Source organism: Daejeonella oryzae DSM 19973, assembly GCF_000422945.1.
In the GTDB taxonomy this organism is placed as follows: domain Bacteria; phylum Bacteroidota; class Bacteroidia; order Sphingobacteriales; family Sphingobacteriaceae; genus Daejeonella; species Daejeonella oryzae.
In genome coordinates this window covers 1,043,865-1,066,784 of record NZ_AUHA01000002.1, presented here as the reverse complement: position 1 = coordinate 1,066,784, position 22,920 = coordinate 1,043,865, and the positions used below count along the sequence as shown (strand labels likewise).

Below are 22,920 nucleotides of genomic sequence, written 5' to 3'. Positions count from 1 at the left end.
TTTAGAATGCAAAATTCATTTTAGGATGCTGTTTATTAAACTGGGTTGAGTTCTGGTATACTTCGGCAACCTGCAATAGCTTACCCTCTCCAAAAAGCTGTCCGGTGAAGGTAATACTCGAAGGCCTGCCTTCTTTATTAAAACCATTTGGCAAAACAACACATGGGTGACCGCTTAGGTTAGTAGCTCTTAAATTCTGGCTGAAGGAAGGAGCCATGTAAAGATCAATTCCCTTCATCATAGATTGCAGTTTTTCTATCAGGAGTGAGCGGGCCCTGTTCGCCTGAATATATTCAACTGCAGGAATAAATCTTGCTGATCTGAAGGCGTTTGGCCAGGCATTTTTATCCTGCTTTACCAATAAGTCATCGCGGTTGCTTCGTGTTAATTCATCAAATGCAGCTCCAGCCTCAGCAGATAAAACAATGGTCATATCGCCGTAAGGCATATTAGGTATTTCCACCGGTATTAACTCTGCACCCAGTTCTTTCAGTTTAATCAGGCTCAGACTATCGTTTTTATGGTTTGGATATGCACGGTCAAATTCGGTTTTCAGATAGCCAATTTTTACACCTTTTAAACTGGCACCCGGAGATATATAAGTAAATGGAGCCGCAATTACACTGAGATCTTTTTGATCAACACCTTCTATAGAATTAAGGACAATGGCGCAATCTTCTGCGCTGCGTGCAATGGGGCCCAGTTTATCCATACTCCAACTCAAAGCCATAGCGCCGTGTTTGCTTATGCGCCCAAATGTTGGCCTCAATCCGGTAGTTCCGCATTCTGTAGAAGGCGAAACGATGGAACCCAATGTTTCAGACCCAATTGCAAAAGGCATGCAGCCGGCAGCAACTGCCGAGGCCGAACCAGCTGAAGAACCACTGGAACCACGGTTAATATCCCAGGGATTTTTAGTTTTACCTCCAAACCAAACATCGCCCATGGCTAATTCACCCAGCGTAGTTTTGGCAATCAATACAGCACCCGCATTTTCCAGCCTGCTTATTACCGTAGCATCCATATCAATATCCTGATTTTTATAAGCAACAGAACCCCAGGTAGTTTTATAGCCTTTTACAGCCAGCAAATCTTTTGCCCCGAAAGGAATTCCGTGTAATGGACCCCGATATTTTCCGGCTTTTATTTCCGCATCTGCTTTTGCGGCCTGCTTCATAGCCCTTTCTTCGGTAATAGTCACCACATTGAGCAATACAGGATTGTATTTTTTTAACCGATCTATAAAAAATCTGGTTAATTCTACGGATGATATTTGGCGGGATTTTATGAGGTATGAAAGCTGACGGATATTATAGAATGCAAGCTCCTCACGATTGACGGGCAAAACGCCTTTTATTTCATTCGTTTTAAAATAATTTGCCTTATCAGGAAACTGGTAACCGGCCGGAAGCGGATTAAAATTCAGAGCAGGTGAAACCTCATTAGGTATTTGAAGTTTCCATAGAGCGACATAGCTATCAAGCTGATCATTCACATCAGTAAGCATAGAATCAGCTTCTGCATCCGTAAAATCCAAACCCATTATTTTTTGTGCTTGAAGAATCATTGCTAAAGTAATTTTACCATCAGCAGATTTATCGGCAACGAATGCGCCCAACACAAAACTGATTGATAGAAGTACTAAGCCGATCAGGCTGACTGACAATATTTTCCGCATATGCTGTTTGATTTTACAGGTAAATTAATTATAAATTTTCGATCTGAAAATTTATGGCTTTACAAATACTAGTTCCAGAACTTAAAAGCCCTGAACCTATAAAAAAGAGATTATTAAAGGTTCATAATAAAGCCATTTTCTTGCAGCCGAATTCACAAAAAATCTGTGATGAATAATAACTCGTATTTTTTTATGTTTGAGAACACATTGCATTAATACGATTTAACAAATGAATTATAAATATAGCCTGATCTTTTTATTCACCCTTTTTAGCATACCTTCTTTTTCACAAACCACCCGTACAGATGTAGTTGTTAGTGGAAACACAGCAGGAGCATTAGCAGCAGCAATTCAGGCTTCACGTTCGGGAGTTAAAACTATTCTGCTTTCCTCCGAAACTGAGATTTCTACTGCGCTTACCGCAAAAGATATTGATTATCTGAACAAAATCAGAAATCATTTTTCTGGTAAAAAAGGCTCGAAGCCAGCTGTGGCAGATTCGCTATTGTCCAAAAATTTAAGCAGCAGAGAATTATCTCAACTGATTAAAGGCATTACTGATACTGTAAAAAATCTAACAGTTTTATTAAATACTGATTTTAGAAAAATTGAAAAGAATGGCAAGGGCTGGGAGATTAAATTAACTTCGGGGAAGTCTGTTAAAACTGACGTTTTGGTTGACGCCAGTTCTGATTTTAAGGCCAGCTCATTATTAAACATAAATCCCGGAAAAACAATTCTTAGCCTTTCGGCATCTACAGATAAAAATCAATACTTATCGAAAGTTTACCGGACAAGTGTTGGTTACGGAGAACTGATTACTGAAAACGGAAGCCGCAGCGAATTCCCGGTTCCATTAGCCAGCTTATTGCCTTCCGGGATTGAGAATTTTATTATTGTCCCTCGGGGAGAAGGTAAATTTGTACCTGTTTCTATGTCCGCGGGACAAGCTGCAGGCGCTTCTGCAGCCTTTTGTGCTTTTTTTAAAACCACCACTAAAAACCTCAACATCCGGGTTATTCAAGGCGAATTACTTGCTTTCGAAAGCCGCATGGTTCCTTTTGCTGACATTGACTTTAAAGATCGGGATGCGATGGCTTTCCAGCATATTGCGTTAACCGGATTAATTAATCTGAAAACAGCCAAGGCGGATTCTACTGAACAATTCATTTTTGATACTCTGGGTACAGTTTCGGCAGCCGAATTACGGATTCCAATGAAAGAATTTTACTCAAGAAGTCAGATTTGGTTTGCCGATAACAAAATGGAAGAACTCAGTATTGAGGATGTCATTAACCTGTTTATGTTTAGTGTTGCTCGCGGAGAGGAATTAAGAAAAGAAATTGAAAAGGGCTGGAAAGACAGCTTTAAGTTCAGCACTAAATATGAGCCTAAACGTGCAATAAACAGAAGAGAATTTGCCGTTCTGGCCGATAAGTACTTGCAACCGTTTAATGTACGTGTAGATCTAAGCGGAAACTTAATGAACTAAATTCAATTAAAATCTTTAATTCTTCAAGATTTTCAATTTACTGATGTTACGCATCCGGTAACAATTGATTGCTGTTTCTCCCAGTTTATTAATGAGTTTATAATTGACCACCGCACCAACAGCAGCACCAATAACCGGAATTAATTGAGCCATTTTTGCAATGTCAATATAATCGCGGTATTCCTGCTGAAAAGTCCGCCAGTCAAATTCAGATACATCTTCCGGCAGTGTTGAGGTATAACCCTGCCAGTCGGCAATTTTTTTATAAACTTCATTACGACCTTTCTGACTTGAGAAAGCCAGCTGAAAGATATACAGGATATACAAGCGTTCCTTATAATCCTTAACGTCATGTCCGTATAGGGCCGCTATATCAAACAGTAATTTAATTTTTATCCCGATAAGGATTGGAAAATCTGCAAAGCCTAACAGAATTCCGCCTGCTCCGGTAATAGCGCCCTCAGCAGATGCTGTTTTACGATAGAACTCAATCCGCTCCCGCACATAGGCTTCTCTTAAAAATAAAGAAGAATCTTCCTTTGGCTTTTTCGTACTGTATTTTGCTCCAAACAATACAGCTTCAAGCATTTTTCTGATAGTGACCGTAATAGCCGTATGAATTTTTTCGGGGATATAACTGTTGATTTTAGTTTGCAGGTCTTTAGTCATCCGATCTATTATGGATGGTTTTTTCTGCATTTTTTGCTGCCATAAAATTAATTCATGGTACGCCTTTTCCTCATACTCAGTCATATTTTATAAACACAATTATTAAGTAAGATAACTCTTCCCGCATAACAGGAAGAGTTGTTCCATTAGTTTCCTCCTAAAATTATTGAGGAACCCTTGCTGTTACCCATAATAATAACTTTTGAGTTTGGCGATAATGCAATTTCTTTTTGAGCCTTGATAGATTCATACTGCAATTGCTTATCACTTAAACCCGTAGATAAAATTTTCTGATAATCTGCAATACCCTGAGCTTCTACACGCTTACGTTCCGCTTCCTGACGCTCCTTCTGCAAAACAAAGGTCATCTTTTGCGCATCCTGTTCCGCATTAATTTTTGATTCAATCGTAGTTTTAACGGAAGCCGGAAGAGTAATATTCCTCACCAGAATTGATTCAAGTTCCAGGCCTCTTTTTGCGAAACTTTTACCAATGTTCTGATATATTTTTGCCTGAAATTCGGCACGTTTACTTGAATATAAAGAGACTGCATCGTAAGCTACAGCATTATCTCTGATAGCAGTTCTGGCAATCGGCCGTACAATTTTATCCAGATAATCTGTTCCAATTTCTTTTAAAATATTTGGCGCAGACGATGCCGTTACCCTGAAAAGTACAGAAAGATCAATGATCACTTCAAGACCATCTGCAGATAAGACCCGCATGGCATCATCAGCAGATTTACCTCCTTCATCCGTTCCTCCGGACATCGTATAATTTTGGGTTTTTACATCGAAACTTGTTATTTCGGCAATTGGGTTGATAACATTCAAACCACTGTATAAAACATCCTGATCTACTTTTCCGAAGACAGTTTTAACGCCAACCTGCCCGGCCTCTATAACTTTAAACATGGAAGTTAAAGCTCCTATTACAATAACCACAACGCCGGCAATGCGCACAACATTCCCAAAACGGGATGCTTGCGTATCCTGAGCGGACATAAAAAAACCAACAATTACGATGAAAATTCCGAGTACAATTAAAAACATAATGAATGGGTTAGGTGAATAAATAATAAGGCCGGAAATAATCCAGCCCCATTTTATCTTTGAAAGTTAAGAAAAATCAAGGATTCTTCGTCATCTTTCTGACGCTTTTTATAACCCGGATCTTGAGATAAATAAACATACCCAAAGCAAGCAGTGCTCCTGCCCCGTAAGCATAATATTGATGGTTGAAACACCAGAACAAGCTTAATACTAACGTAAATATGGCTATGTTCAAAAAAATATTTATCAGGATTTTTAGTATCATTCTGTTCTAGTAAACCTGCATTCCCGGATCAAACTCAGCTGCCCAGGCTAAAATGCCTCCTTTAAGATTATATAAATTTTGTAAGCCAAACTGCTTTTCTAACTGTATAATGGCGGCTGTACTTCGGGCACCGCTGCGGCATTGAATAATTACCGGTTTATCCTTCTGAAGTTTATTTGCCTCGATCAGAATGCCTGCCAAAGGAATATTTTCGCCGTTAAGGTTAGACATTTCGTATTCAAATTGTTCGCGAACATCGATCAGTTGAAAATCTTCGCCAGCTTCAATTTTTTGTTTTAATTCCAGTACTGTTATTTCTTTCATTGCTTATTAACTTGTTAATCAAAGGTATCGTTTTTAATGCATATCAAATAGATGCTAAAATCACTCAAAATCTTTATTATTGAATTGGTGCAATCAGATGTGCAATATATTTGCATTTAAGTAACATGTTTAAAAGCTAATCGTTTAATTTTAAACTATTTTCGGATCATTAATTGATACTAAAAAATCAGGGAGGGTTTTAAACCAATCTTATTTCATAACTCCCTCAAATTTTTATGACTATGAATATTAACTGCTCCGAAATCTTAAGAAATAATAGGCAAACTCAACAATAACATATCTTAGACAATAAAATTTTCAATGAAAAGCATAACTGATTTTTTCTGGTTCTGTTCCGGAGCTCATGTAGGTACACTTCAAAAATATCCTACAGAACATAATAAATATGTTGGAATTGGAGCTACCATATTTTTTACCGCATTTTTTGCAGCACTTTCCGGCGGTTATGCCATGTACTTTGTTTTTTCCGGAAGTCCGGCTGCTATCTTTTTTGCATTCTTTTTTGGAATAATTTGGGGATTGGCCATTTTCAATATGGACCGTTACATTGTATCCAGTATCAGTAAAAGCGGATCAACCAACCAGCAGATAATGCAGGCAACTCCGCGAATTCTACTGGCAATTATGATCGGACTGGTTATTTCACGTCCGCTGGAACTAAAAATATTTGATAAGGAGATTCGTCAGAAATTAAAAACCAGTTATTTAAATGGCCAGCGCTCCAAAATTGATACCCTAAATAAAACCTTCGCTAATAAATATAGTTCCGAACTAGGTAAAACGGCTGATTTAAAACGTGAGAAAGATTCTTTGGAGAAGGATATCAAGCAATCCAGATATATTTTAAATCAGGAAGTATTTGGTGATAAAACCAATCAAACTTCGGGCATTACAGGCTATGGAACTTATGCCAAACAAAAAGAATCACTGGTATTGCAAAAAGAGCAACGGTTAGAAGCAATCCGGGCAGAAATGCTCAATATGGACAACTTCTTTAACCGGCGAAAGGAACTGGACGGCCTTTCAGATCAGCGTATGTTTAGCGGTTATCAGCTCGACAGTCTTTCTAATGTTGCAGGTTTTGCCGACAGAAACTGGGCTTTGGGGCAGTTAACTTTTAAGGAAGATGGTAAACGGGATCTGGATAATTATCTGGCTATTACATTTATTGGTTTCCTCTTTATATTATTCGAGTGTTTACCTGTTTTTGTGAAGTTAATGAGCAATAAAGGACCATATGATGTAGCACTTCAAAATACAGAGGAAGCAGCGATGCATGGTTCTTACCGTGGAAAAGATTATGATATTGCAGTTACCAACGGCGTTCAGGATACCCGTGTAGAAACTGAAATAGAAAAACAAAAAGAGATTATAAAAAAGACCTCGGTCAGGGATCTCCGGCAATATAATTGGGAAGCCTGATACGGATTGTCACATTTACGGGATAATTTCAGATATTCATCTATTAATTCTATTTTAAACCCGATTATAATTTTAATAGATGAAAAAAATACTTTCCTTATCCTCAATTATACTGTTCTTTTTTTCATTTGCAGCAGTTGCTGATGAACCTGTAAAATACGTTATTTCATTTCCGAATGCTGTTCATCACGAAGCACGCATCAGCATGAGTATTTCAGAAATACCGGCCGGAAAATTAACTGTTCGTATGAGCCGTTCATCACCGGGCAGGTATGCCACGCATGAATTTGGAAAAAATGTATACAATGTGCAGGCTGCCAACGAGCAGGGGAAATCGCTAACAATTAACCAGGTTCAGGGCGATGTTTACGAAATACCGGATCACAATGGAAAGTTAACAGTTTCTTATACCATTTTCGGTAACTGGATCGACGGAACTTACCTGGGGATTGATGAAACGCATGCTCATATGAATATGCCCGCTACTTTTATGTGGGCACAAGGTTTTGAGCAGCGCCCCATTCAGCTTCAGATAAATGATCTGGATAAATATGGATGGAAAGTAGCTACTCAGTTAAAACCTGATACAGATGCCAAAATTTTCACAGCTGCAAACCTTCAATATTTTTTAGACAGTCCTGTTGAACTTTCTGCATTTAAACTAAGTTCCTGGAAAGATATTAACACGGACAAAAATGTTCAGACTATTCGTTTAAGTGCACATTCAGCTGATGACCAGACTGTAATAGATGGATATGCAAAAATGGTAGAGCGAATGGTGACTGAAGCCAAAGCTGTTTTTGGAGAACTCCCAACTTTTGATTTCGGCACCTATACCTTTTTACAGGATGTAAATACTGAAAACGCAGGAGATGGCATGGAGCATCGTAATTCGACTGTAATTGTTGAGCGTACTGATAAAATCTCCGGAAACGAAGAAGATCTGCTAAGTACTTTTTCGCACGAATTCTTTCATGCCTGGAACGTGGAACGGATTCGTCCTAAAACATTAGAGCCCTTTAATTTTGAGCATGCCAATATGAGTAACGAACTTTGGTTTGCCGAAGGATTTACCCAATATTATGGCGAACTAATACTAAAAAGAGCCGGTTACAGAGATCTGGATACATATTGCGGAACTTTAAAAAATCTTTTAAACGGTGTATTAAATGCTCCGGGAGCCAATACATTTCCGGCTACACAAATGAGCAGATATGCCGTTTTTGCTGATGCCGGCGTAGCAGTCGATCAGACCAATCAGGTGAATATTTTCACATCGTATTATATCTACGGTGCAACTATCGCACTTGCTTTAGATCTCCGTTTACGCTCCGAATTTAATCTGAGCCTGGATGACTATATGAAAGCTGTTTGGGTAACTCACGGTAAAACCGAGATTCCTTACACCGTTTCAGATTTGCAAAAAGTGCTTTCGAAATTAACCAATACTGCTTTCGCGGATGACTTTTTTACTCGGTACGTATATGGAACGGATAAGAATGATTACAAAAAATTATTAGCTAAAGCTGGACTGGTATTAAGACATCCGATGGCTGATAAAGCTTCAATTGGAATGGTTCGGTTATCCCCGGTAAACGGAAAATTACGTGTAGCGATGAATACCTTGAAAGGAACTGCGGCGTATGAAGCTGGTTTAGATATCGGCGATTTTCTATTAAAAATTGGTTCTGATGAGTCGAAATCATCTGCCGACCTGGAAACTATTCTGGCAAAGCACAAGCCCGGTGAAGAAGTGGAAATAACCTACGAGCATCGCAAAACAATTAAAAATGTAAAAGTTAAACTGCAGGCTAATAATTCTATGGAAATTGTACCCGCAGAAAAGGCCGGATTAAAGCTAACTCCAGCAATGGAAAAATTCAGAAAAAGCTGGTTATCCTCTTCATTAAACTAATCAGACCTTTTAAAATAATATTAAACTCAAAACTACATGTTAATAAAGCAAACACTTCCGGGACTGTTCTCAATTCTTTTGCTTGCCTCCTGCGCTGTAAAAACTCCAAACAAACTTGTTAAAGAAAACGATGTCGAGCGCATCATCAAAACATTATCATCTGATGAAATGCAGGGCAGAGCTACTTTTACTCCCGGAATTGAAAAGGCCGCGGTTTTCATTGAAAACGAGTTTAAGTCTATTGGTTTACAACCACTCGAAGGCAAAAATAATTTCAGGCAGTCTTTTGAGATGAAACGTCTCAAGCCTCAAACTTTAGAAGTTATTATAGATGGTAAATTAGTGCCTGCAACGGCCGCCGTCATTATTTCTGATAAAGAAGCACTGAATTTAAGTCAGGCGGATAAGGTAGAAGTACTGACTATCAAATCGGGAGAAAGCCTTATGGACCGTTACCGAAGCATCATCAGGTCTGAAAAATCAGCCTTTGTACTGGTTGATCAGGTACATGCTGATGCATTTAAACGCCTGAAAGATTTCAGTTCGCGTGCACGTGTTGTGGACGACTTAAATGAAAATACGGCTATTATTTTTGCATTGGGATATAATGAGGCTACTTCTTTTTCAGTAAATTTTAAAAATAAAATTGAAACTCTGAGTCTATCCAACATTGTTGGAATGTTCCCAGGCAAATCAAAGGAAAAAGAATTGGTTGTTTTCTCAGGTCATTATGATCATTTAGGAATTGTAAAATCTGTAGAAGGCGATTCAATAGCAAATGGTGCTGATGATGATGCAACAGGTATTACCGCCGTAATTTCTCTGGCTAAATATTACAAAAAGCTTAACAATAATGAGCGAACTCTGATTTTTGTTGCTTTTACAGCAGAAGAAATTGGCGGCTTTGGTTCGCAATATTTTTCTAAGCAGCTTAATCCGGATGATGTGGTTGCAATGTTTAACATTGAAATGATTGGCAAAGATTCCAAGTTTGGAAAAAACACAGCTTTTGTAACCGGTTATGAAAAATCAGACTTTGCAGAAATTCTGCAAAAAAATCTGGAGAATACGCAGTTTAACTTTTACCCGGATCCATATCCTGCTCAAAAACTTTTTTACAGAAGTGACAATGCTACATTAGCCGCTCTTGGCGTACCCGCTCATACTATTTCTACAGATCAAATTGATACAGATAAATTTTACCATACCGTAAATGACGAATTTGAAACGCTCGATGTATCTAACATTGTTTCCACGATCAGGGCTATTGCACTAAGTTCGAAGAGCATTATTGCAGGAGCAGATACTCCTAAAAGAATTCCTAAGCTGGATAAATAATCAGCAATTAACCCTCGGGCTTGCGGATTTAAAAATTCGTAAGCCTGTAATGGTTGTTAAATTTTCTTTCGCATTATAAAATCATTGAGAACATACTGGTGGTACCGAATATCAACCTGTTGATAAATTTCAAAACCCAGTTTTTCGTAAAAATGAAAAGCCTTATTTCCCCGGTTTACATTTAATTCGAGAACCTCAGCATGCTGCATTTTCACAATAGAAATTACTTCCTCAATCAGTTTTTTACCAGTCCCCTTTCCTTGCTCAGAGCTTAAAACATATAATTTCTGAAGTTTAAAAACGTGATTTTCCGGCTCGGTCAAAGAATAAGATGCAAATCCTACCGGGATGCTATTCTGTTCTGCAATTAGAAAGTGATAACCCCGGCTCATCTGATTTAGTAACGCATTTTCAGAATACATATCCTGCAACATAAAAGCAATCTGGTCATCAGGAATAATTCCGTGGTAAGTTGGCCACCAAATTTTGTTTGCCAGTTCGTGAACTGTAGAAATGTCAGAAAGTTGAGCCTTACGAATAATCATTTAAATAAATTCTGCAATAAATATAAATGGCTGCGGAAAGATGAGCGTATAAAAACCATCTTTTTCGGTCTCCAAAATATGGTCTGTCAGATAATACAATCCCTCAACTTTCAGGTTAGATACGTTATGCATCAGCTCAAGCTGTTCACCGGCAGCCTGCCATTTGCTGAATCCTGAACGTACGGGATAGATTTTTTTTCCTCCAGAAAAAATTACCAAATTTATATCATCAACAAACAAAGCATAATCTTTAAGTGAAAAGGATTTTGCGATAATATTTACCGCGGGATATTGTTCTCCCGATAAGTATTTTAGAGCATCCTCCAAAGGATTATCTACGGTTAAGATTATAGCTGTATTTTCCTGAGTTGAGATGTCAGCATTAGTAGTTACAATCCCATCAATTTTAATTCCAAGCGATTCGGCATGATCATAGATATTCTCTGGTACAATTACAGTTGGACTCCATTCCAGTAATTGCCCGAGATATTCATCGTCAAAATCTTTAAAGTACATAATTAACAGGGCTGGCTCCTGTTTTTCACGGATGATATGGTGCGACGACATGTAACAAAAATAGCGAAGCAATTTTACAACTTCCTACAAAGAAATCTTTTTATAAAACTCTTTAAATGCTGAGTATGGATCTTCCTCGGCATTAATTGCTGCAGAAACAGCAATTCCCTGTATTCCTGTGGTAAGCAAATCATCAACATCCATCGGTTTAATGCCTCCCACGGCAATCAAAGGAATATCGATTTGCTGATCATTCATTTTAGAAATGATGCTTCGGTATGCTTCAAAACCCAATACCGGATAATCATTAGGCTTAGTTTTGGTAAAGGCGTATGGGCCGCAACCAATATAATCAACCACGCCTGACGTGGAAATACGGTAAATGTCATCTATGGAATTCGCGGAAGCACCTAAAGTTTTTTCATCCGTAATTCTTTCACGAATCATTTTAAAATCCGCTTCTATATTTTCCAGATGAACGCCCTGCGCATCTACCAGGTGAAGCAAATGATAATGATCGGTTAATATTAATGTAGCTCCCCAGTCATCACAAATAGAAGCAACCTGATGTATTTCATTTATCAGTTCCTCATCATCTTTACTGAAACAGCGATACTGTATCCAGTTTGCCCCGGCTTCGCAGGCAATTTGTGTTTGTTCTGCATGACTTCGATGAGGAAGATCCTGAGTAAGGTAATGAAATCGGGAAATGTATTTTCTCATTCTATTTTAATACTTCAACAATGGGTTTTCCAATTGATCCGTTTGGCTCCTGAATATGTAAGAGTGCAGAAACAGTAGGTGCAATATCCGTCATGCGTACCGCCTGATTGGTTTTGCCTTTATTTATTCCCCAGCCCATAAATAACAAAGGAATATGCGCATCGTAAGAATTCCAGGTTCCGTGTGTTGTACCGGTGCTGCTGTAACCCAGATACCAGCCCGGTTTTAAAATTAGTTGAATAGCACCGCTCCGTTCGGCGTTATATCCGTTCACAATCCGGCTGCGCAATTCATCAGGAATTGAAGAATTCTGAATATTTTGCATGTTTACTACAAAAGCAACTCCCGGTTTATTTTTTAAGAAAGCAATGCAATCCGTAACTATTTCCTGTTCATTTAGCTTATTTTTTGCAATTAGTAAATTATTAAGGTTAACCTGATAATTACCCAGTCCAATTACCAGTCCGGGAGCTTTGTATTTTGATAATAACAAAGAATTAAGATCCGCTAAAATTTCTTTTCCGGGCCATAAGCCTGCCGGGATGTTTTTATCTTTCAGCAGGTTAGCATTGGTAGCTGCACCATGATCTGAGGTTAAAAAAACCGTATAATTTCCTTTTCCCATTTTAGAATCTAAAAAAGTAAAGAAAGAAGATAAATCATGATCCAGGCGCAGGTAAGTATCTTCTATTTCTACTGAATTATGCCCCAGCTGGTGTCCGATATAATCTGTTGATGAAAAACTGACTGTTAAGAAATCTGTATCTGAATTTTGTCCCAAAGCTTCATTTTCAATTGCTGCTTTTGCCAGATCAAGGGTAATTGAATTACCATACGGAGTACTCCGGATTCCGCCAAATCCTTTGGCCAGCATAGCCGAAGTTTTAATCGGAAAAATACCCTGAGCAGAATTAGAAAACTTTCCTTCATACCTGTTGCTATCCGGATAACTTTGAGTATATGTTGATATAGGATACAAAGTGTTCCAGTCCTGTTTCATGTATTTTTCTACACGCTTTGACTGATTAAATGTTTGAACCCAGTTGGGTAAAGCATTCATATAATAGGTACTGCTGATCCAGTTTCCGGTCAGATCATCAAACCAATAGGCCGCATTTGCAGAATGTCCGGCAGGTAAAATTGCGCCACGGTCTTTCATCGCGATTCCGATTACTTTAGATCGGAAGTTAGTAGCCATTTTAAGCTCATCAGTAACCGTAGTGGATAATAAATTTCTTGGAGACATCTCACCGGCAGCAGAGGTACTTCCTACAGTTTTAACTATTGAATCTGCTGTGCAGTACAATGTTTTTCCGGTGGTTTGAATAATAAAATCATTCCCGGCAATCCCGTGAATAGAAGGAACTGATCCTGTATAAACCGTACTGTGGCCGATAGCAGTATAAGTGGGTATATAATCAATGCTTGCATTTTCACAGCTAAATCCTTCGTTCAGTAAACGCTTAAATCCACCGGACTCATACCTGTTATAAAAACGATATAGGAAATCATACCGCATCTGATCCACTACAATACCAACAACCAATTTCGGCCGGGCCAGTTTATTTTGCGGATTACCTGATTTTGTTTTTTGGGCTGAGGAAGGAAGTGTAAAACTAAATAATAGCAGGAACAGCAGGTATTTGATCTTCATTTGAATGATTTTAAAGAAAACGCGAATATCAGCAATGAAATTTTAAATCATTGTGATATTTACGTTAACTAAAGGTGATTTCTAAAATTTTACATTTAATGACAGCAGGAAATTATGTTTTGCCTGTGGGTAATAAAAATTTTCTGTTGTAAAATTACCATCATATAAATAGCTGAATGTATAGCCATTACTTTCATACAATTCAGAAAAAATATTATTTACAAGCAAGGTTAAGCCAATATTTTTTAATCGCTTAAATGCTGTATTGTAACTTAGGCGAAGGTCATTTACAAAGAATGCATCTATACTCCGATTTGTATTGCCAGTATTATCGAGATATTGTTTGCTTACATATTTACTTAATAATGCAATTTCTGTTTTTTGAAAAGGTTTTACAGCAAACTCTGAAGAAGCGACAAACGACGGTGAAAAAGCAAGATCCGTATTTTTGTAGTTATTTACCAGCTGACCGCCATTGTCATAGTCATCTACAAATTCGGTAAAACGCTGAACTTTATTACTGCTTAATGCTGCATTGAAATTCCAGTTTAAGCGAGGGCTGAGCTGCCATGATTGTGTGGCTTCTACACCAATACGGTAACTTTGAGGTACGTTCTGACGGATATATTCTCCAACATCATTCACTTTTCCGGTTAATACCAACTGATCTTTATAAATCATTGCAAAACCATTTATGGCGGTATTAAAATTCTGTTTCCCAAACCTAAAGCCAGCCTCAATATCTTTGAGATTTTCAGATTTGGGTTGATTCATATCTGTTGAATTGATATAATCATCCCGGTTAGGCTCTTTATTAGCTACTGCGAATGATACATAGATATTACTCTCTGGATTCAGCTGATAAGAAAACCCAATTTTCGGATTAAAAAAACCTAATTGCTCATTATTGTTAAGGGCAAACCTGTTTTTATCTGTTCCATTAATTTTATAAGAGATTCTGCGATACTGCAAATCCGTAAATATATTCAGTCTTCCAAGTTGCCATTCTGTCTTACCAAAAACATTAAAGTCTGTCTTAAAACCAAGTCCTTCGTAGTAATTTTTTCCATTAATAGCCTGCGGATACGGAGCAGAAACCACTTCGCCAAAATGCTTGCCATTATATTCATTATATGCACCGCCTAATGTCACCTTTAAATAGTTTAGCGGATTATAGTTTAAAGAATAGGTTAACCCATAAAAATCATTGTCCAGCCAGCGGCGGCGGACCAAATCCGTTTGATTAATGGTGGCTCCATCACTTTCAAAAGACGGAAGACCGTAAGCTTCCAGATTTTGATCTTCTTTAAATTCCTCGAAATATCCTTTCCCTTTAGTGTAATGCAGAGCTCCGTTTAAAGAAATTTGTGGAGAAACATTTTGTGAATAAAGTAACTGATAATTGGTTTGAGTATAATTATCTGTCTGATCCTGGTAGGTAAAACCATTATACGTACGGTTTATAACCAACAAACTTTCAGGCACGCCGTTCCATGCCTGGTACGTCTTTTCCTTACCTGAAAAAATGTTTGCCCTAAGAATATTCTGCTTTCCATAATAGGCAGCACTGGCAAAATAAGACTTGAGATCTGTTGAAGCCCGGTCTATGTAACCATCAGATTTAATCTGAGATAATCTCCCGTCAAAACTAAAATGATTGCTAATCAGTCCCGAACCTAGATTCAGCGTATTTTTCCATGTATCGAATGATCCGTATGTGTTGTTTAAGCTTGCATAAGCCGAATCAGAACGGGTTGTTGTTTGAATATTAATACTTCCACCAAAAGCTCCGGCTCCGTTTGTAGATGTACCAACACCGCGTTGAATCTGAATATTGTCTACCGAGGATGCAAAATCCGGCAGATTTACAAGAAATGTTCCCTGGCTTTCAGAATCGTTATATGGAATACCATTTATAGTCACATTTATACGAGTTGGATCACTTCCCCGTATGCGGATTCCCGTATAACCGATGCCGGCTCCGGCATCAGATGTAACTACAGCTGAAGCGGTTTGGTTAAGCAGAAAAGGCAAATCCTGACCAAGATTATTTTTTTCAAGTTCAGCTTTACTAATATTCTGATACGTTGAGGAAGAATTCTGTCGGGCACGTGTTGCACTTACAATTACTTCTTCGGTTAAAAGACTGCTTTGCTCTAAAGCAATATCAAGCACCTTGCTTTTGTCTAATTCAATTGCGATTATCTCTGTTTTAAAACCGAGAAAAGAAACCTGCAGGCTGTAACTTCCTTTTGGAAGTGTTGTTAACAAATATTGTCCATCGGCATTACTCTGAATTTTAATTTCAGGGTTTAATATCTTAATGCTTGCTCCGGCAAGAAATTTCCCTGTTTTTTTGTCTGAAATTTTTCCGCTTAATGAAAATTGCGCCCATGAAATGAACGGAATCAGAATTGCCGTGATGGCAATCAATGTAATCTTTTTCAATGTGTGTTTTTTATGAGTTAAAACTGCTATGCATAGGGGTTAAGCATAGATTATTAACTTTTTACCTCCCTCCGCCGGCATTATCCGGATCAGGTGCTCTTAGAAAGTGACGGTTTTGTGCAGTAATTTCTGCTTTAAAAACTTGTTACTCTCCTTGATGGGTATGTTCTCAGCCTGTTTTTGTGTTTGATTTCGCAAACAAGGCACCCCTTATTGATCTGACAAATGTATAATTTTTTATGTAATAAGATTGGGTAGAAAATTTGACAGCAATTATTGAACAGAACCACGCCTGACAATACCATCAAAAATCATACTTTTGCAGGTATTTAAATTTAAAATAATGCTTAGAACACATACCTGCGGCGAATTAACTATCAGCGATCTGGGAAAAGAGGTAACCTTAACAGGTTGGGTCCAAAAATCACGCGATCTGGGTGGGATGACCTTTGTTGATATGCGTGACCGCTACGGTATTACTCAGTTAACTTTTAATTCGGATGACAATGCAGCTTTAAGAGCTCAGGCCCGTGAATTAGGCCGTGAATTTGTGATTAAAGTAAGCGGTAAAGTAATTGAGCGTTCCAGCAAAAATTTAAAAATGTCAACCGGCGAAATAGAGATTAAAGTTTCCAGTCTCGAGGTTTTAAATGCCGCCAAATTACCGCCATTTCTAATTGAAGATGAAACCGATGGCGGAGAAGATCTTCGGATGAAATACCGTTATCTTGATCTTCGCAGAAATCCCGTTAGAAATAATTTAGTATTACGACATAAAATGGCCCAGGAAGTCCGAAAATATTTGGACGGAATGGACTTTATAGAAGTAGAAACTCCGGTTCTGATCAAATCAACTCCGGAAGGGGCACGAGATTTTGTAGTCCCAAGCCGTATGAATCCGGGAGAATTTTATGCCCTTCCGCAATCGCCGCAAACGTTTAAGCAGTTGCTGATGGTGTCGGGTTTCGACAGATATTTCCAGATTGTAAAATGCTTTCGCGATGAAGATTTGCGTGCGGATCGTCAGCCTGAATTTACACAGATAGATTGCGAAATGGCATTTATTGAGCAGGAAGATATTCTAAATGTTTTTGAAGGTTTAATCCGTATAATGTTTAAAAATGTCAAAGACATTGATCTTGCAGATGTTCCCCGGATGACCTATGCAGATGCCATGCGCTTATATGGTTCTGACAAGCCCGATACACGTTTTGAAATGCAGTTTGTTGAAATGAATGAACTGGTTAAAGAAAAAGGATTTCCTGTCTTTGACAATGCAGAACTGGTAGTTGGAATAAAAGCCAAAAATTGTGCGGTTTATACACGTAAGCAATTGGATGAACTGACCGATTTTATCAAACGACCACAAATTGGCGCTACCGGATTAATCTATTTACGCCACAACTCCGACGGAACACTGAAATCATCAGTGGATAAATTCTACAATGAAGATGAACTGAAAAAATGGTCAGAATTATACCATTCTGAACCCGGTGACCTTATTTTAGTAATGGCCGGCCCTACTGAAAAAGTCCGGAAGCAGTTAAGTGAATTACGCCTTGAAATGGGAAACCGTCTGGGCTTACGCGATAAAAATGTGTTTTCACCATTATGGGTTCTTGATTTTCCGCTTTTAGAATGGGATGAGGAAAATGAGCGGTACCACGCCATGCATCATCCGTTTACTTCACCAAAACCTGACGATATTGCCCTTTTAGATACTAATCCGGGCGAGGTTAGAGCCAATGCTTACGACATGGTAATTAATGGTACTGAAATTGGAGGTGGGTCTATCCGGATTCATGACCGTACATTGCAGGCTTTAATGTTTAAACATCTTGGTTTCAGCAATGAAGAGGCTCAAAAACAGTTTGGATTTTTAATGGATGCTTTTGAATATGGAGCACCTCCGCATGGCGGAATAGCATTTGGCTTTGATCGCCTTGTTTCCATTTTTGCCGGATTGGATTCAATCAGAGATGTAATTGCTTTTCCTAAAAACAATTCCGGAAGAGATGTAATGATTGATTCGCCTTCAACTATTTCTGAAGTTCAGTTAAAAGAGCTGAAAATTAAAACAGATTTGTAAGATTTAAGAGTATAAATATTCCATAAAATTATCTTTAAAATCTTTACAGGAATATTTATACTCAAACTTCATTGTCTAAAATCACCCTTAGAAACAGGGAAGTGCAAGAAATTGTGGGGGGAGAAGGATTCGAACCTCCGTAAACAAAAATTAACGAATTTACCATTCGTCCCATTTGACCACTCTGGCATCACCCCCAAAAAAATAATAAAATCTTATTAATTTAATTATTTAAGTACAAGATAATGAATATTTAAAATTTTTGTCAAATTATTTTTTATTTTTTTACCCGCGTGAGAAAACTTTAGAATTATAATTTTGAATTTCTTCATGTAAACATCTCTCTTGCAAAGCCATTTCGCCACCCAATTTTTTAACGAGTGCTTTTCCGGCCCGTTCATTTCTATCTATCAATCCTGAAACAATTTCAACATCATGCAACATTCCAATTGATTCCTGCAGATTATTTAAGTAAGAGCGATTTAATTTTATTTTCATCTGAATATCTTCATTTAAAAATTGATGAACATACAGGAGAATTTTAATTTTTTTCCTCAAATGATGCCATTCTTTTGTACTGAGTTTTCCTAGCAATTGCGGATTTGATTTTTCAATTTCTTTTCTAAAAAACTTTTTGATTCTGGAAGTTCGTATCTCTTTGAGACTAGGCAACATTTGTAGTACAAATCGCTGCATCATTTTGCTGGCTTCCAACCTATTCATACAAAATTCCAACGACCCTGTATCAATTCTTTTAATCAGATCATTAATCACATTAGGATTTTTGAGATCAATTTTTTTTGCAAGTTCTAAGTTAACCTGTGCAGTTCTGATTACACCGGCCTCTTTAAAAATATTTTTAACAGGAGATAATATATTTGCATAGAAATTGCTGCCGAATTGCTTTTTTAAAAAGAAAATAAAGGCATTTAATTTTTTAATCTCAACACGCATTTGATGCAGATCTTCTGCATTCTTTCTTTGGCAAAATGCGTTCATATAATAAATAATATTTACGCATTTATTCAGAAGAAACTTCTTTTGCTTTTTCTTGCTGAGCATTCGTTTGGACTGATTTAAATATAATTAAATTGATTTTTAGGTCACAGCATTCAGCCATCAAAATCACCTTACTATTTATAAAATGATAAATTTGCCGAGCTTTCAAAATAAATGACAAATTCAAAACAACATGTATTAATTATCGGTTTCGTTTGGCCAGAGCCTAATTCATCAGCTGCAGGCATGCGGATGATCCAGTTAGTTCATTTATTTATATCACAAAACTGGAAAGTAACATTTGCCAGTGCAGCTTCCGATAGTGATTACATGTTTGATTTTGCTCAATTGGAAATTGATAGAATCACTATCTCATTAAATGATTCAGGCTTCGATCTATTTATCAAGAACCTAAATCCGGATATAGTGCTGTTTGACCGCTTTATGATCGAGGAACAATTTGGATGGCGGGTAGCAGAAAATTGTCCGGATGCAATTCGCATTTTAGATACCGAAGATTTACACAGTCTTAGAAGAGCACGTCAACAAGCCTTCAAAGAGAAAAGAGAATTTACTGAAGATGACCTTGTATCCAGTGTTGCTAAAAGGGAAGTAGCCAGTATTTTGAGGTGCGATTTATCTTTGATTATTTCTGATGTAGAAATGAACATACTACTCAACTTTTTTAAGGTTGATAATTCATTGCTTCATTATATTCCATTTTTACTGGAGCCCATAAATCCGGAGGATAGTAGCAAATGGCCGACTTTTGATTCAAGAAAGAATTTTATTACCATAGGAAATTTTTTGCATGAGCCTAACTGGAATGCAGTTTTATATCTAAAGGAGGAAATCTGGCCAATAATTCATAAAAAATTACCCGGTGCAGAAATGCATGTTTATGGAGCTTATCCGTCACAAAAAGTGAATGAACTTAATAAGCCGGCAGAAGGTTTTTTTATAAAAGGAAGGGCAGAAAATGCTGCTCAGGTTGTTACAGCGGCCAGAGTGTGTCTGGCTCCATTACGTTTTGGCGCTGGTATTAAGGGAAAGTTAATAGAAGCCATGCAATGCGGTACACCGAGTGTAACTACGTATATTGGTGCCGAAGGCATGCATCCGGGGCTGGAATGGAGCGGATTTATTGCCGACGACGCAAATGGAATTGCCGAAGCGGCTGTTAAATTATATACCGATCAACGGGAATGGGAAAATGCACAGAAACGTGGTATATGGATCATAAATAAATGTTACTCATTGGAAGTTCCCGGCTTGGAATTAATCCATAGAATTTTAGAAATTAAAAATAATCTTTCCAAACACAGGCATCGGAATTTTACGGGTGCAATGCTGATGCACCATACAATTTCCGGAACAAAATACATGTCTAAATGGATTGAAGAAAAAAATAAGGCCTAACAATTTGTTCCTTAATTAAGATTTCTTTTTATAAGTACTTTCATATTTACTGATCCATTCATCTGCACTCATTTTTGAAGCAAGTTCACCAATCAGGCTGTAAGGAATCTGATCCAATTTTTTAAACCTGATACAACTCTTACCCATATCCGGTTTGGATATGGATTGTTTCTTCAATTCATCTATAAACCAATCCATTAATTTGCTGTCTGAATAAATGCCCATATGATAAACTGCAATAAAATTCTTCTGCGAAGCAATACTTATGAAAGGTAATGGGAGTCTGGGATCGCAATGATAACCCGCCGGATACTTTGAATGCGGAACCACATATCCCAGCATTCCATAGCTCATAGTCTCTGTAAATCCATCCGGGAGGTTATTTAAAATATTTTTCCTTAGTTCAGAAATTGCAGTTTTACGATCTTCAGGAAGAGAATTTATATATTCATCGGGAGTTTTGGCGGCTGATTGCATGTGTTGAATTTAGAACTATTTCGGGAATACATAAACCATTCCTCCCATTTTTCAATGAAGTGCTTAATTACTTTCCAATGTAACGCCCGCTTCACTCAGAACATAAATCAGGTGATCAAAATTCTCTTTTTGCAGTCGTTGCTTGATCAGACATGCAAGAATCACCTGTTAATTTTTCAAAGTTGTACCCGTTATAAATACCCTTCGATCTTTTTCTAATGTTCCGAAAAGCGGAATTTTAAAAGTATTACAGAACTTTCTTTATCAAAGAAAAAAGTTTAAGAGACGCGTTAATTGAATTGATTTACACGGTTCGGAATTGATACATACACTGTGGTACCATCTCCTTCTTCTGAGAAGATAAATACCTCGCCGGATAATTTTTCTACAATTTCTTTTACGATATACAAACCCAATCCGGCGCCTCTTTTAGCGGATGAGGCTCTGTAAAACATGTTAAATACTTTATCAAGATGATTTTCGGGTATACCGGATCCATTATCGCTAACGGTAAGAAATGCATTTTGGGCAGTTATGTTTGCGGATATTCTGATAAATGGATTAGCAATTTTCGCTTGCTGATATTTTACAGCATTGCTTAAAAGGTTATTAATAATAATTGCAATCCGCTTTTTATCGGTGTAAAAATTGGTTTCTTTTTTAATTTCTGTATCTATCCTGATATTTTGTACTTCAGGTAAGTACTTTAAATTTAATATACTTTCTGTTATCTGATCTTTAAAATCGACCTCCTCAATTTTAACTTCCTGACGATTATTTCTTGAATAATCAACAATATCACGGATTAAATTATCCAGATTCTCTACACTTTGTTTCATCATATTAAAGAATTCGATTTTATCCATATCCTTTTCTTCATAGGATACTAAATCTATAAGTCCCAATATGGAACATAATGGAGCCCGCATTTCATGGGATGCTGAATAAACAAAATTATCCAGCTCGGTATTAATTTTAAGAAGTTCGGTATTTTGATTTTCAATCTTTGCTTCAAATTCTTTTCTTACAGTTATATCGCAAAAATTTAATACAACTGCATGTATTCCGGATACGTCAAGTAAGTTGCTGATGTAACCTTCACACCACACTATTTTGTTGTTTATGTCGATGCATCTCATTTCAACCTTAACTGTTTCTCGGGGAGAGCTTAATAATAATTGTATTTTCTCATTGATCATTTTGTGATCTTCAGAAAAAATCAAGTCCAATCTATTCCTCCCGGTAAGCTCATCTGGTTCAAAACCCAGGATTTCTTTAACTGACGGACTTATGTATGTTATAATTCCTTTCAAATCTGACAAGCACTTTATATCCCGGCTGTTTTCAATTAATGAGCGGTAAAATTTTTCACTTTTGATAATTTCCTGTTCCTGGAATTTTTCTTCGGTGATATCCCATACTGATCCAAACATATACTCAGGATTTCCCTCTTCATTTTTTAGCATGGTAGCTACGGCTTTAATAAAATGAAAGGAATTATCCGGCCACACAATCCGGATAACGGTATCAAAATGCTTCTTTCCTGTAAGCGCAAGATAGATTTCATTTCGGATGCGGCTAATATCATCCGGATGCATGCATTTTTCCCAGGCTTCTAATCCTCCTGCAAAACATTCAGAACTGATACCGTTTATAGATTCCATTACATTGTCCCACTTCAAAGCATCGGGAGCGATGTCCCATTCCCAATTACCAGCTCTTGCCGACTGTGAAGCATTAATTAATTCGCCCGAACTTCGCAATACTTGCTTTGAAGAAGTGTTTCGGAATTTCATTTCTTTGATCATACTTTGACGCCCTGCTTCATGAGTCTTATTTTCTACAATCATCATAAGAGATTTGATTAATTTGTT

At 37.5% G+C, this 22,920-nt stretch carries 19 protein-coding genes and 1 tRNA gene; 6 read left to right on the top strand and 14 right to left on the bottom strand.

The window, feature by feature from the left end; genetic code table 11:
• Window position 1 precedes the first annotated feature (1 nt).
• Window positions 2-1,678: an amidase gene (locus G521_RS0105080; RefSeq protein WP_026897569.1), complete on the bottom strand. Its 1,677-nt coding sequence runs from the start codon at window positions 1,676-1,678 to the stop codon at window positions 2-4.
• Window positions 1,679-1,907: 229 nt separating this feature from the next.
• Here G521_RS0105080 and G521_RS0105075 point away from each other — a divergent pair, with 229 nt between their 5' ends.
• The gene (locus tag G521_RS0105075; RefSeq protein WP_026897568.1) at window positions 1,908-3,170 is read left to right on the top strand and encodes an FAD-dependent oxidoreductase; all 1,263 of its coding nucleotides are present in this window, start codon (window positions 1,908-1,910) and stop codon (window positions 3,168-3,170) included.
• A gap of 15 nt (window positions 3,171-3,185) precedes the next feature.
• On the opposite strand, the gene G521_RS0105070 is transcribed toward G521_RS0105075, so the two are convergent.
• The 4 genes from G521_RS0105070 to G521_RS0105060 all read right to left on the bottom strand — a co-directional run bounded on the left by G521_RS0105070 (window position 3,186) and on the right by G521_RS0105060 (window position 5,480).
• A complete protein-coding gene (locus G521_RS0105070; protein WP_026897567.1) occupies window positions 3,186-3,923 on the bottom strand; it encodes an EcsC family protein in 738 nt (245 codons plus the stop codon).
• A 62-nt stretch (window positions 3,924-3,985) separates the two neighbouring features.
• Window positions 3,986-4,891 carry a prohibitin family protein gene (locus tag G521_RS0105065; protein ID WP_026897566.1) on the bottom strand — a complete coding sequence of 302 codons (906 nt, stop codon included), beginning with the start codon at window positions 4,889-4,891 and terminating at the stop codon, window positions 3,986-3,988.
• 76 nt (window positions 4,892-4,967) lie between these two features.
• Complete coding sequence (locus G521_RS18485; RefSeq protein WP_220096043.1) at window positions 4,968-5,156, bottom strand: DUF6358 family protein; 189 nt, start codon at window positions 5,154-5,156, stop codon at window positions 4,968-4,970.
• Between the two features lie 6 nt (window positions 5,157-5,162).
• Window positions 5,163-5,480, bottom strand: coding sequence for a rhodanese-like domain-containing protein (locus G521_RS0105060; protein WP_026897565.1), 318 nt, complete (start codon window positions 5,478-5,480; stop codon window positions 5,163-5,165).
• A gap of 321 nt (window positions 5,481-5,801) precedes the next feature.
• Here G521_RS0105060 and G521_RS0105055 point away from each other — a divergent pair, with 321 nt between their 5' ends.
• The 3 genes from G521_RS0105055 (at window position 5,802) to G521_RS0105045 (ending at window position 10,176) form a co-directional block, all read left to right on the top strand.
• Window positions 5,802-6,923, top strand: a complete 1,122-nt coding sequence (locus G521_RS0105055; RefSeq protein ID WP_026897564.1) for a DUF4407 domain-containing protein — start codon at window positions 5,802-5,804, stop codon at window positions 6,921-6,923.
• Between the two features lie 79 nt (window positions 6,924-7,002).
• Window positions 7,003-8,838 (top strand): M61 family metallopeptidase, encoded by a 1,836-nt coding sequence (locus tag G521_RS0105050; RefSeq protein ID WP_026897563.1) that lies wholly within the window; start codon window positions 7,003-7,005, stop codon window positions 8,836-8,838.
• Window positions 8,839-8,874: 36 nt separating this feature from the next.
• Entirely contained in the window at window positions 8,875-10,176 is a 1,302-nt protein-coding gene (locus G521_RS0105045) for a M28 family metallopeptidase (protein ID WP_051189479.1), read from the top strand.
• A gap of 56 nt (window positions 10,177-10,232) precedes the next feature.
• Here G521_RS0105045 and G521_RS0105040 read toward each other — a convergent pair whose 3' ends face one another.
• From G521_RS0105040 to G521_RS0105020, 5 genes are all read right to left on the bottom strand, one after another.
• Window positions 10,233-10,721, bottom strand: a complete 489-nt coding sequence (locus tag G521_RS0105040) for a GNAT family N-acetyltransferase (protein ID WP_026897561.1) — start codon at window positions 10,719-10,721, stop codon at window positions 10,233-10,235.
• Complete coding sequence (locus G521_RS16535; protein ID WP_051189477.1) at window positions 10,722-11,288, bottom strand: hypothetical protein; 567 nt, start codon at window positions 11,286-11,288, stop codon at window positions 10,722-10,724. It lies immediately after the preceding gene.
• Between the two features lie 33 nt (window positions 11,289-11,321).
• Complete coding sequence (locus G521_RS0105030) at window positions 11,322-11,960, bottom strand: thiamine phosphate synthase (RefSeq protein ID WP_026897560.1); 639 nt, start codon at window positions 11,958-11,960, stop codon at window positions 11,322-11,324.
• Window position 11,961: 1 nt separating this feature from the next.
• On the bottom strand, window positions 11,962-13,614 hold the full coding sequence (pafA, locus tag G521_RS0105025; RefSeq protein WP_026897559.1) for an alkaline phosphatase PafA: 1,653 nt from the start codon (window positions 13,612-13,614) through the stop codon (window positions 11,962-11,964).
• Between the two features lie 81 nt (window positions 13,615-13,695).
• Window positions 13,696-16,062 carry a TonB-dependent receptor gene (locus G521_RS0105020; protein WP_026897558.1) on the bottom strand — a complete coding sequence of 789 codons (2,367 nt, stop codon included), beginning with the start codon at window positions 16,060-16,062 and terminating at the stop codon, window positions 13,696-13,698.
• Window positions 16,063-16,405: 343 nt separating this feature from the next.
• Here G521_RS0105020 and aspS point away from each other — a divergent pair, with 343 nt between their 5' ends.
• On the top strand, window positions 16,406-18,151 hold the full coding sequence (gene aspS, locus G521_RS0105015; protein ID WP_026897557.1) for an aspartate--tRNA ligase: 1,746 nt from the start codon (window positions 16,406-16,408) through the stop codon (window positions 18,149-18,151).
• 114 nt (window positions 18,152-18,265) lie between these two features.
• On the opposite strand, the gene G521_RS0105010 is transcribed toward aspS, so the two are convergent.
• A tRNA-Tyr gene (locus tag G521_RS0105010) sits at window positions 18,266-18,349 on the bottom strand.
• An 87-nt stretch (window positions 18,350-18,436) separates the two neighbouring features.
• Entirely contained in the window at window positions 18,437-19,150 is a 714-nt protein-coding gene (locus G521_RS0105005) for a CHAD domain-containing protein (protein ID WP_162141783.1), read from the bottom strand.
• 174 nt (window positions 19,151-19,324) lie between these two features.
• Here G521_RS0105005 and G521_RS0105000 point away from each other — a divergent pair, with 174 nt between their 5' ends.
• The gene (locus G521_RS0105000; RefSeq protein ID WP_026897555.1) at window positions 19,325-20,569 is read left to right on the top strand and encodes a glycosyltransferase; all 1,245 of its coding nucleotides are present in this window, start codon (window positions 19,325-19,327) and stop codon (window positions 20,567-20,569) included.
• Between the two features lie 15 nt (window positions 20,570-20,584).
• Here G521_RS0105000 and G521_RS0104995 read toward each other — a convergent pair whose 3' ends face one another.
• Together G521_RS0104995 and G521_RS17690 are read right to left on the bottom strand one after the other, a co-directional pair.
• Window positions 20,585-21,046, bottom strand: coding sequence for a DUF1801 domain-containing protein (locus G521_RS0104995; protein WP_026897554.1), 462 nt, complete (start codon window positions 21,044-21,046; stop codon window positions 20,585-20,587).
• 290 nt (window positions 21,047-21,336) lie between these two features.
• Window positions 21,337-22,899, bottom strand: coding sequence for a sensor histidine kinase (locus G521_RS17690; protein WP_155975663.1), 1,563 nt, complete (start codon window positions 22,897-22,899; stop codon window positions 21,337-21,339).
• Window positions 22,900-22,920: the final 21 nt, after the last annotated feature.

Excerpts from the sequence above, each read along its gene's own strand:
- aspS (WP_026897557.1), top strand. The coding sequence starts at position 16,406 with ATGCTTAGAACACATACCTGCGGCGAATTAACTATCAGCGATCTGGGA.
- G521_RS0105065 (WP_026897566.1), bottom strand. The coding sequence starts at position 4,891 with ATGTTTTTAATTGTACTCGGAATTTTCATCGTAATTGTTGGTTTTTTT.
- G521_RS0105000 (WP_026897555.1), top strand. The coding sequence starts at position 19,325 with ATGACAAATTCAAAACAACATGTATTAATTATCGGTTTCGTTTGGCCA.
- G521_RS18485 (WP_220096043.1), bottom strand. The coding sequence starts at position 5,156 with ATGATACTAAAAATCCTGATAAATATTTTTTTGAACATAGCCATATTT.
- G521_RS0105060 (WP_026897565.1), bottom strand. The coding sequence starts at position 5,480 with ATGAAAGAAATAACAGTACTGGAATTAAAACAAAAAATTGAAGCTGGC.
- G521_RS16535 (WP_051189477.1), bottom strand. The coding sequence starts at position 11,288 with ATGTCGTCGCACCATATCATCCGTGAAAAACAGGAGCCAGCCCTGTTA.
- G521_RS0105050 (WP_026897563.1), top strand. The coding sequence starts at position 7,003 with ATGAAAAAAATACTTTCCTTATCCTCAATTATACTGTTCTTTTTTTCA.
- G521_RS0104995 (WP_026897554.1), bottom strand. The coding sequence starts at position 21,046 with ATGCAATCAGCCGCCAAAACTCCCGATGAATATATAAATTCTCTTCCT.
- G521_RS0105075 (WP_026897568.1), top strand. The coding sequence starts at position 1,908 with ATGAATTATAAATATAGCCTGATCTTTTTATTCACCCTTTTTAGCATA.
- G521_RS0105080 (WP_026897569.1), bottom strand. The coding sequence starts at position 1,678 with ATGCGGAAAATATTGTCAGTCAGCCTGATCGGCTTAGTACTTCTATCA.
- G521_RS0105005 (WP_162141783.1), bottom strand. The coding sequence starts at position 19,150 with ATGAACGCATTTTGCCAAAGAAAGAATGCAGAAGATCTGCATCAAATG.
- G521_RS0105045 (WP_051189479.1), top strand. The coding sequence starts at position 8,875 with ATGTTAATAAAGCAAACACTTCCGGGACTGTTCTCAATTCTTTTGCTT.
- G521_RS17690 (WP_155975663.1), bottom strand. The coding sequence starts at position 22,899 with ATGATGATTGTAGAAAATAAGACTCATGAAGCAGGGCGTCAAAGTATG.
- G521_RS0105040 (WP_026897561.1), bottom strand. The coding sequence starts at position 10,721 with ATGATTATTCGTAAGGCTCAACTTTCTGACATTTCTACAGTTCACGAA.
- G521_RS0105055 (WP_026897564.1), top strand. The coding sequence starts at position 5,802 with ATGAAAAGCATAACTGATTTTTTCTGGTTCTGTTCCGGAGCTCATGTA.
- pafA (WP_026897559.1), bottom strand. The coding sequence starts at position 13,614 with ATGAAGATCAAATACCTGCTGTTCCTGCTATTATTTAGTTTTACACTT.
- G521_RS0105030 (WP_026897560.1), bottom strand. The coding sequence starts at position 11,960 with ATGAGAAAATACATTTCCCGATTTCATTACCTTACTCAGGATCTTCCT.
- G521_RS0105070 (WP_026897567.1), bottom strand. The coding sequence starts at position 3,923 with ATGACTGAGTATGAGGAAAAGGCGTACCATGAATTAATTTTATGGCAG.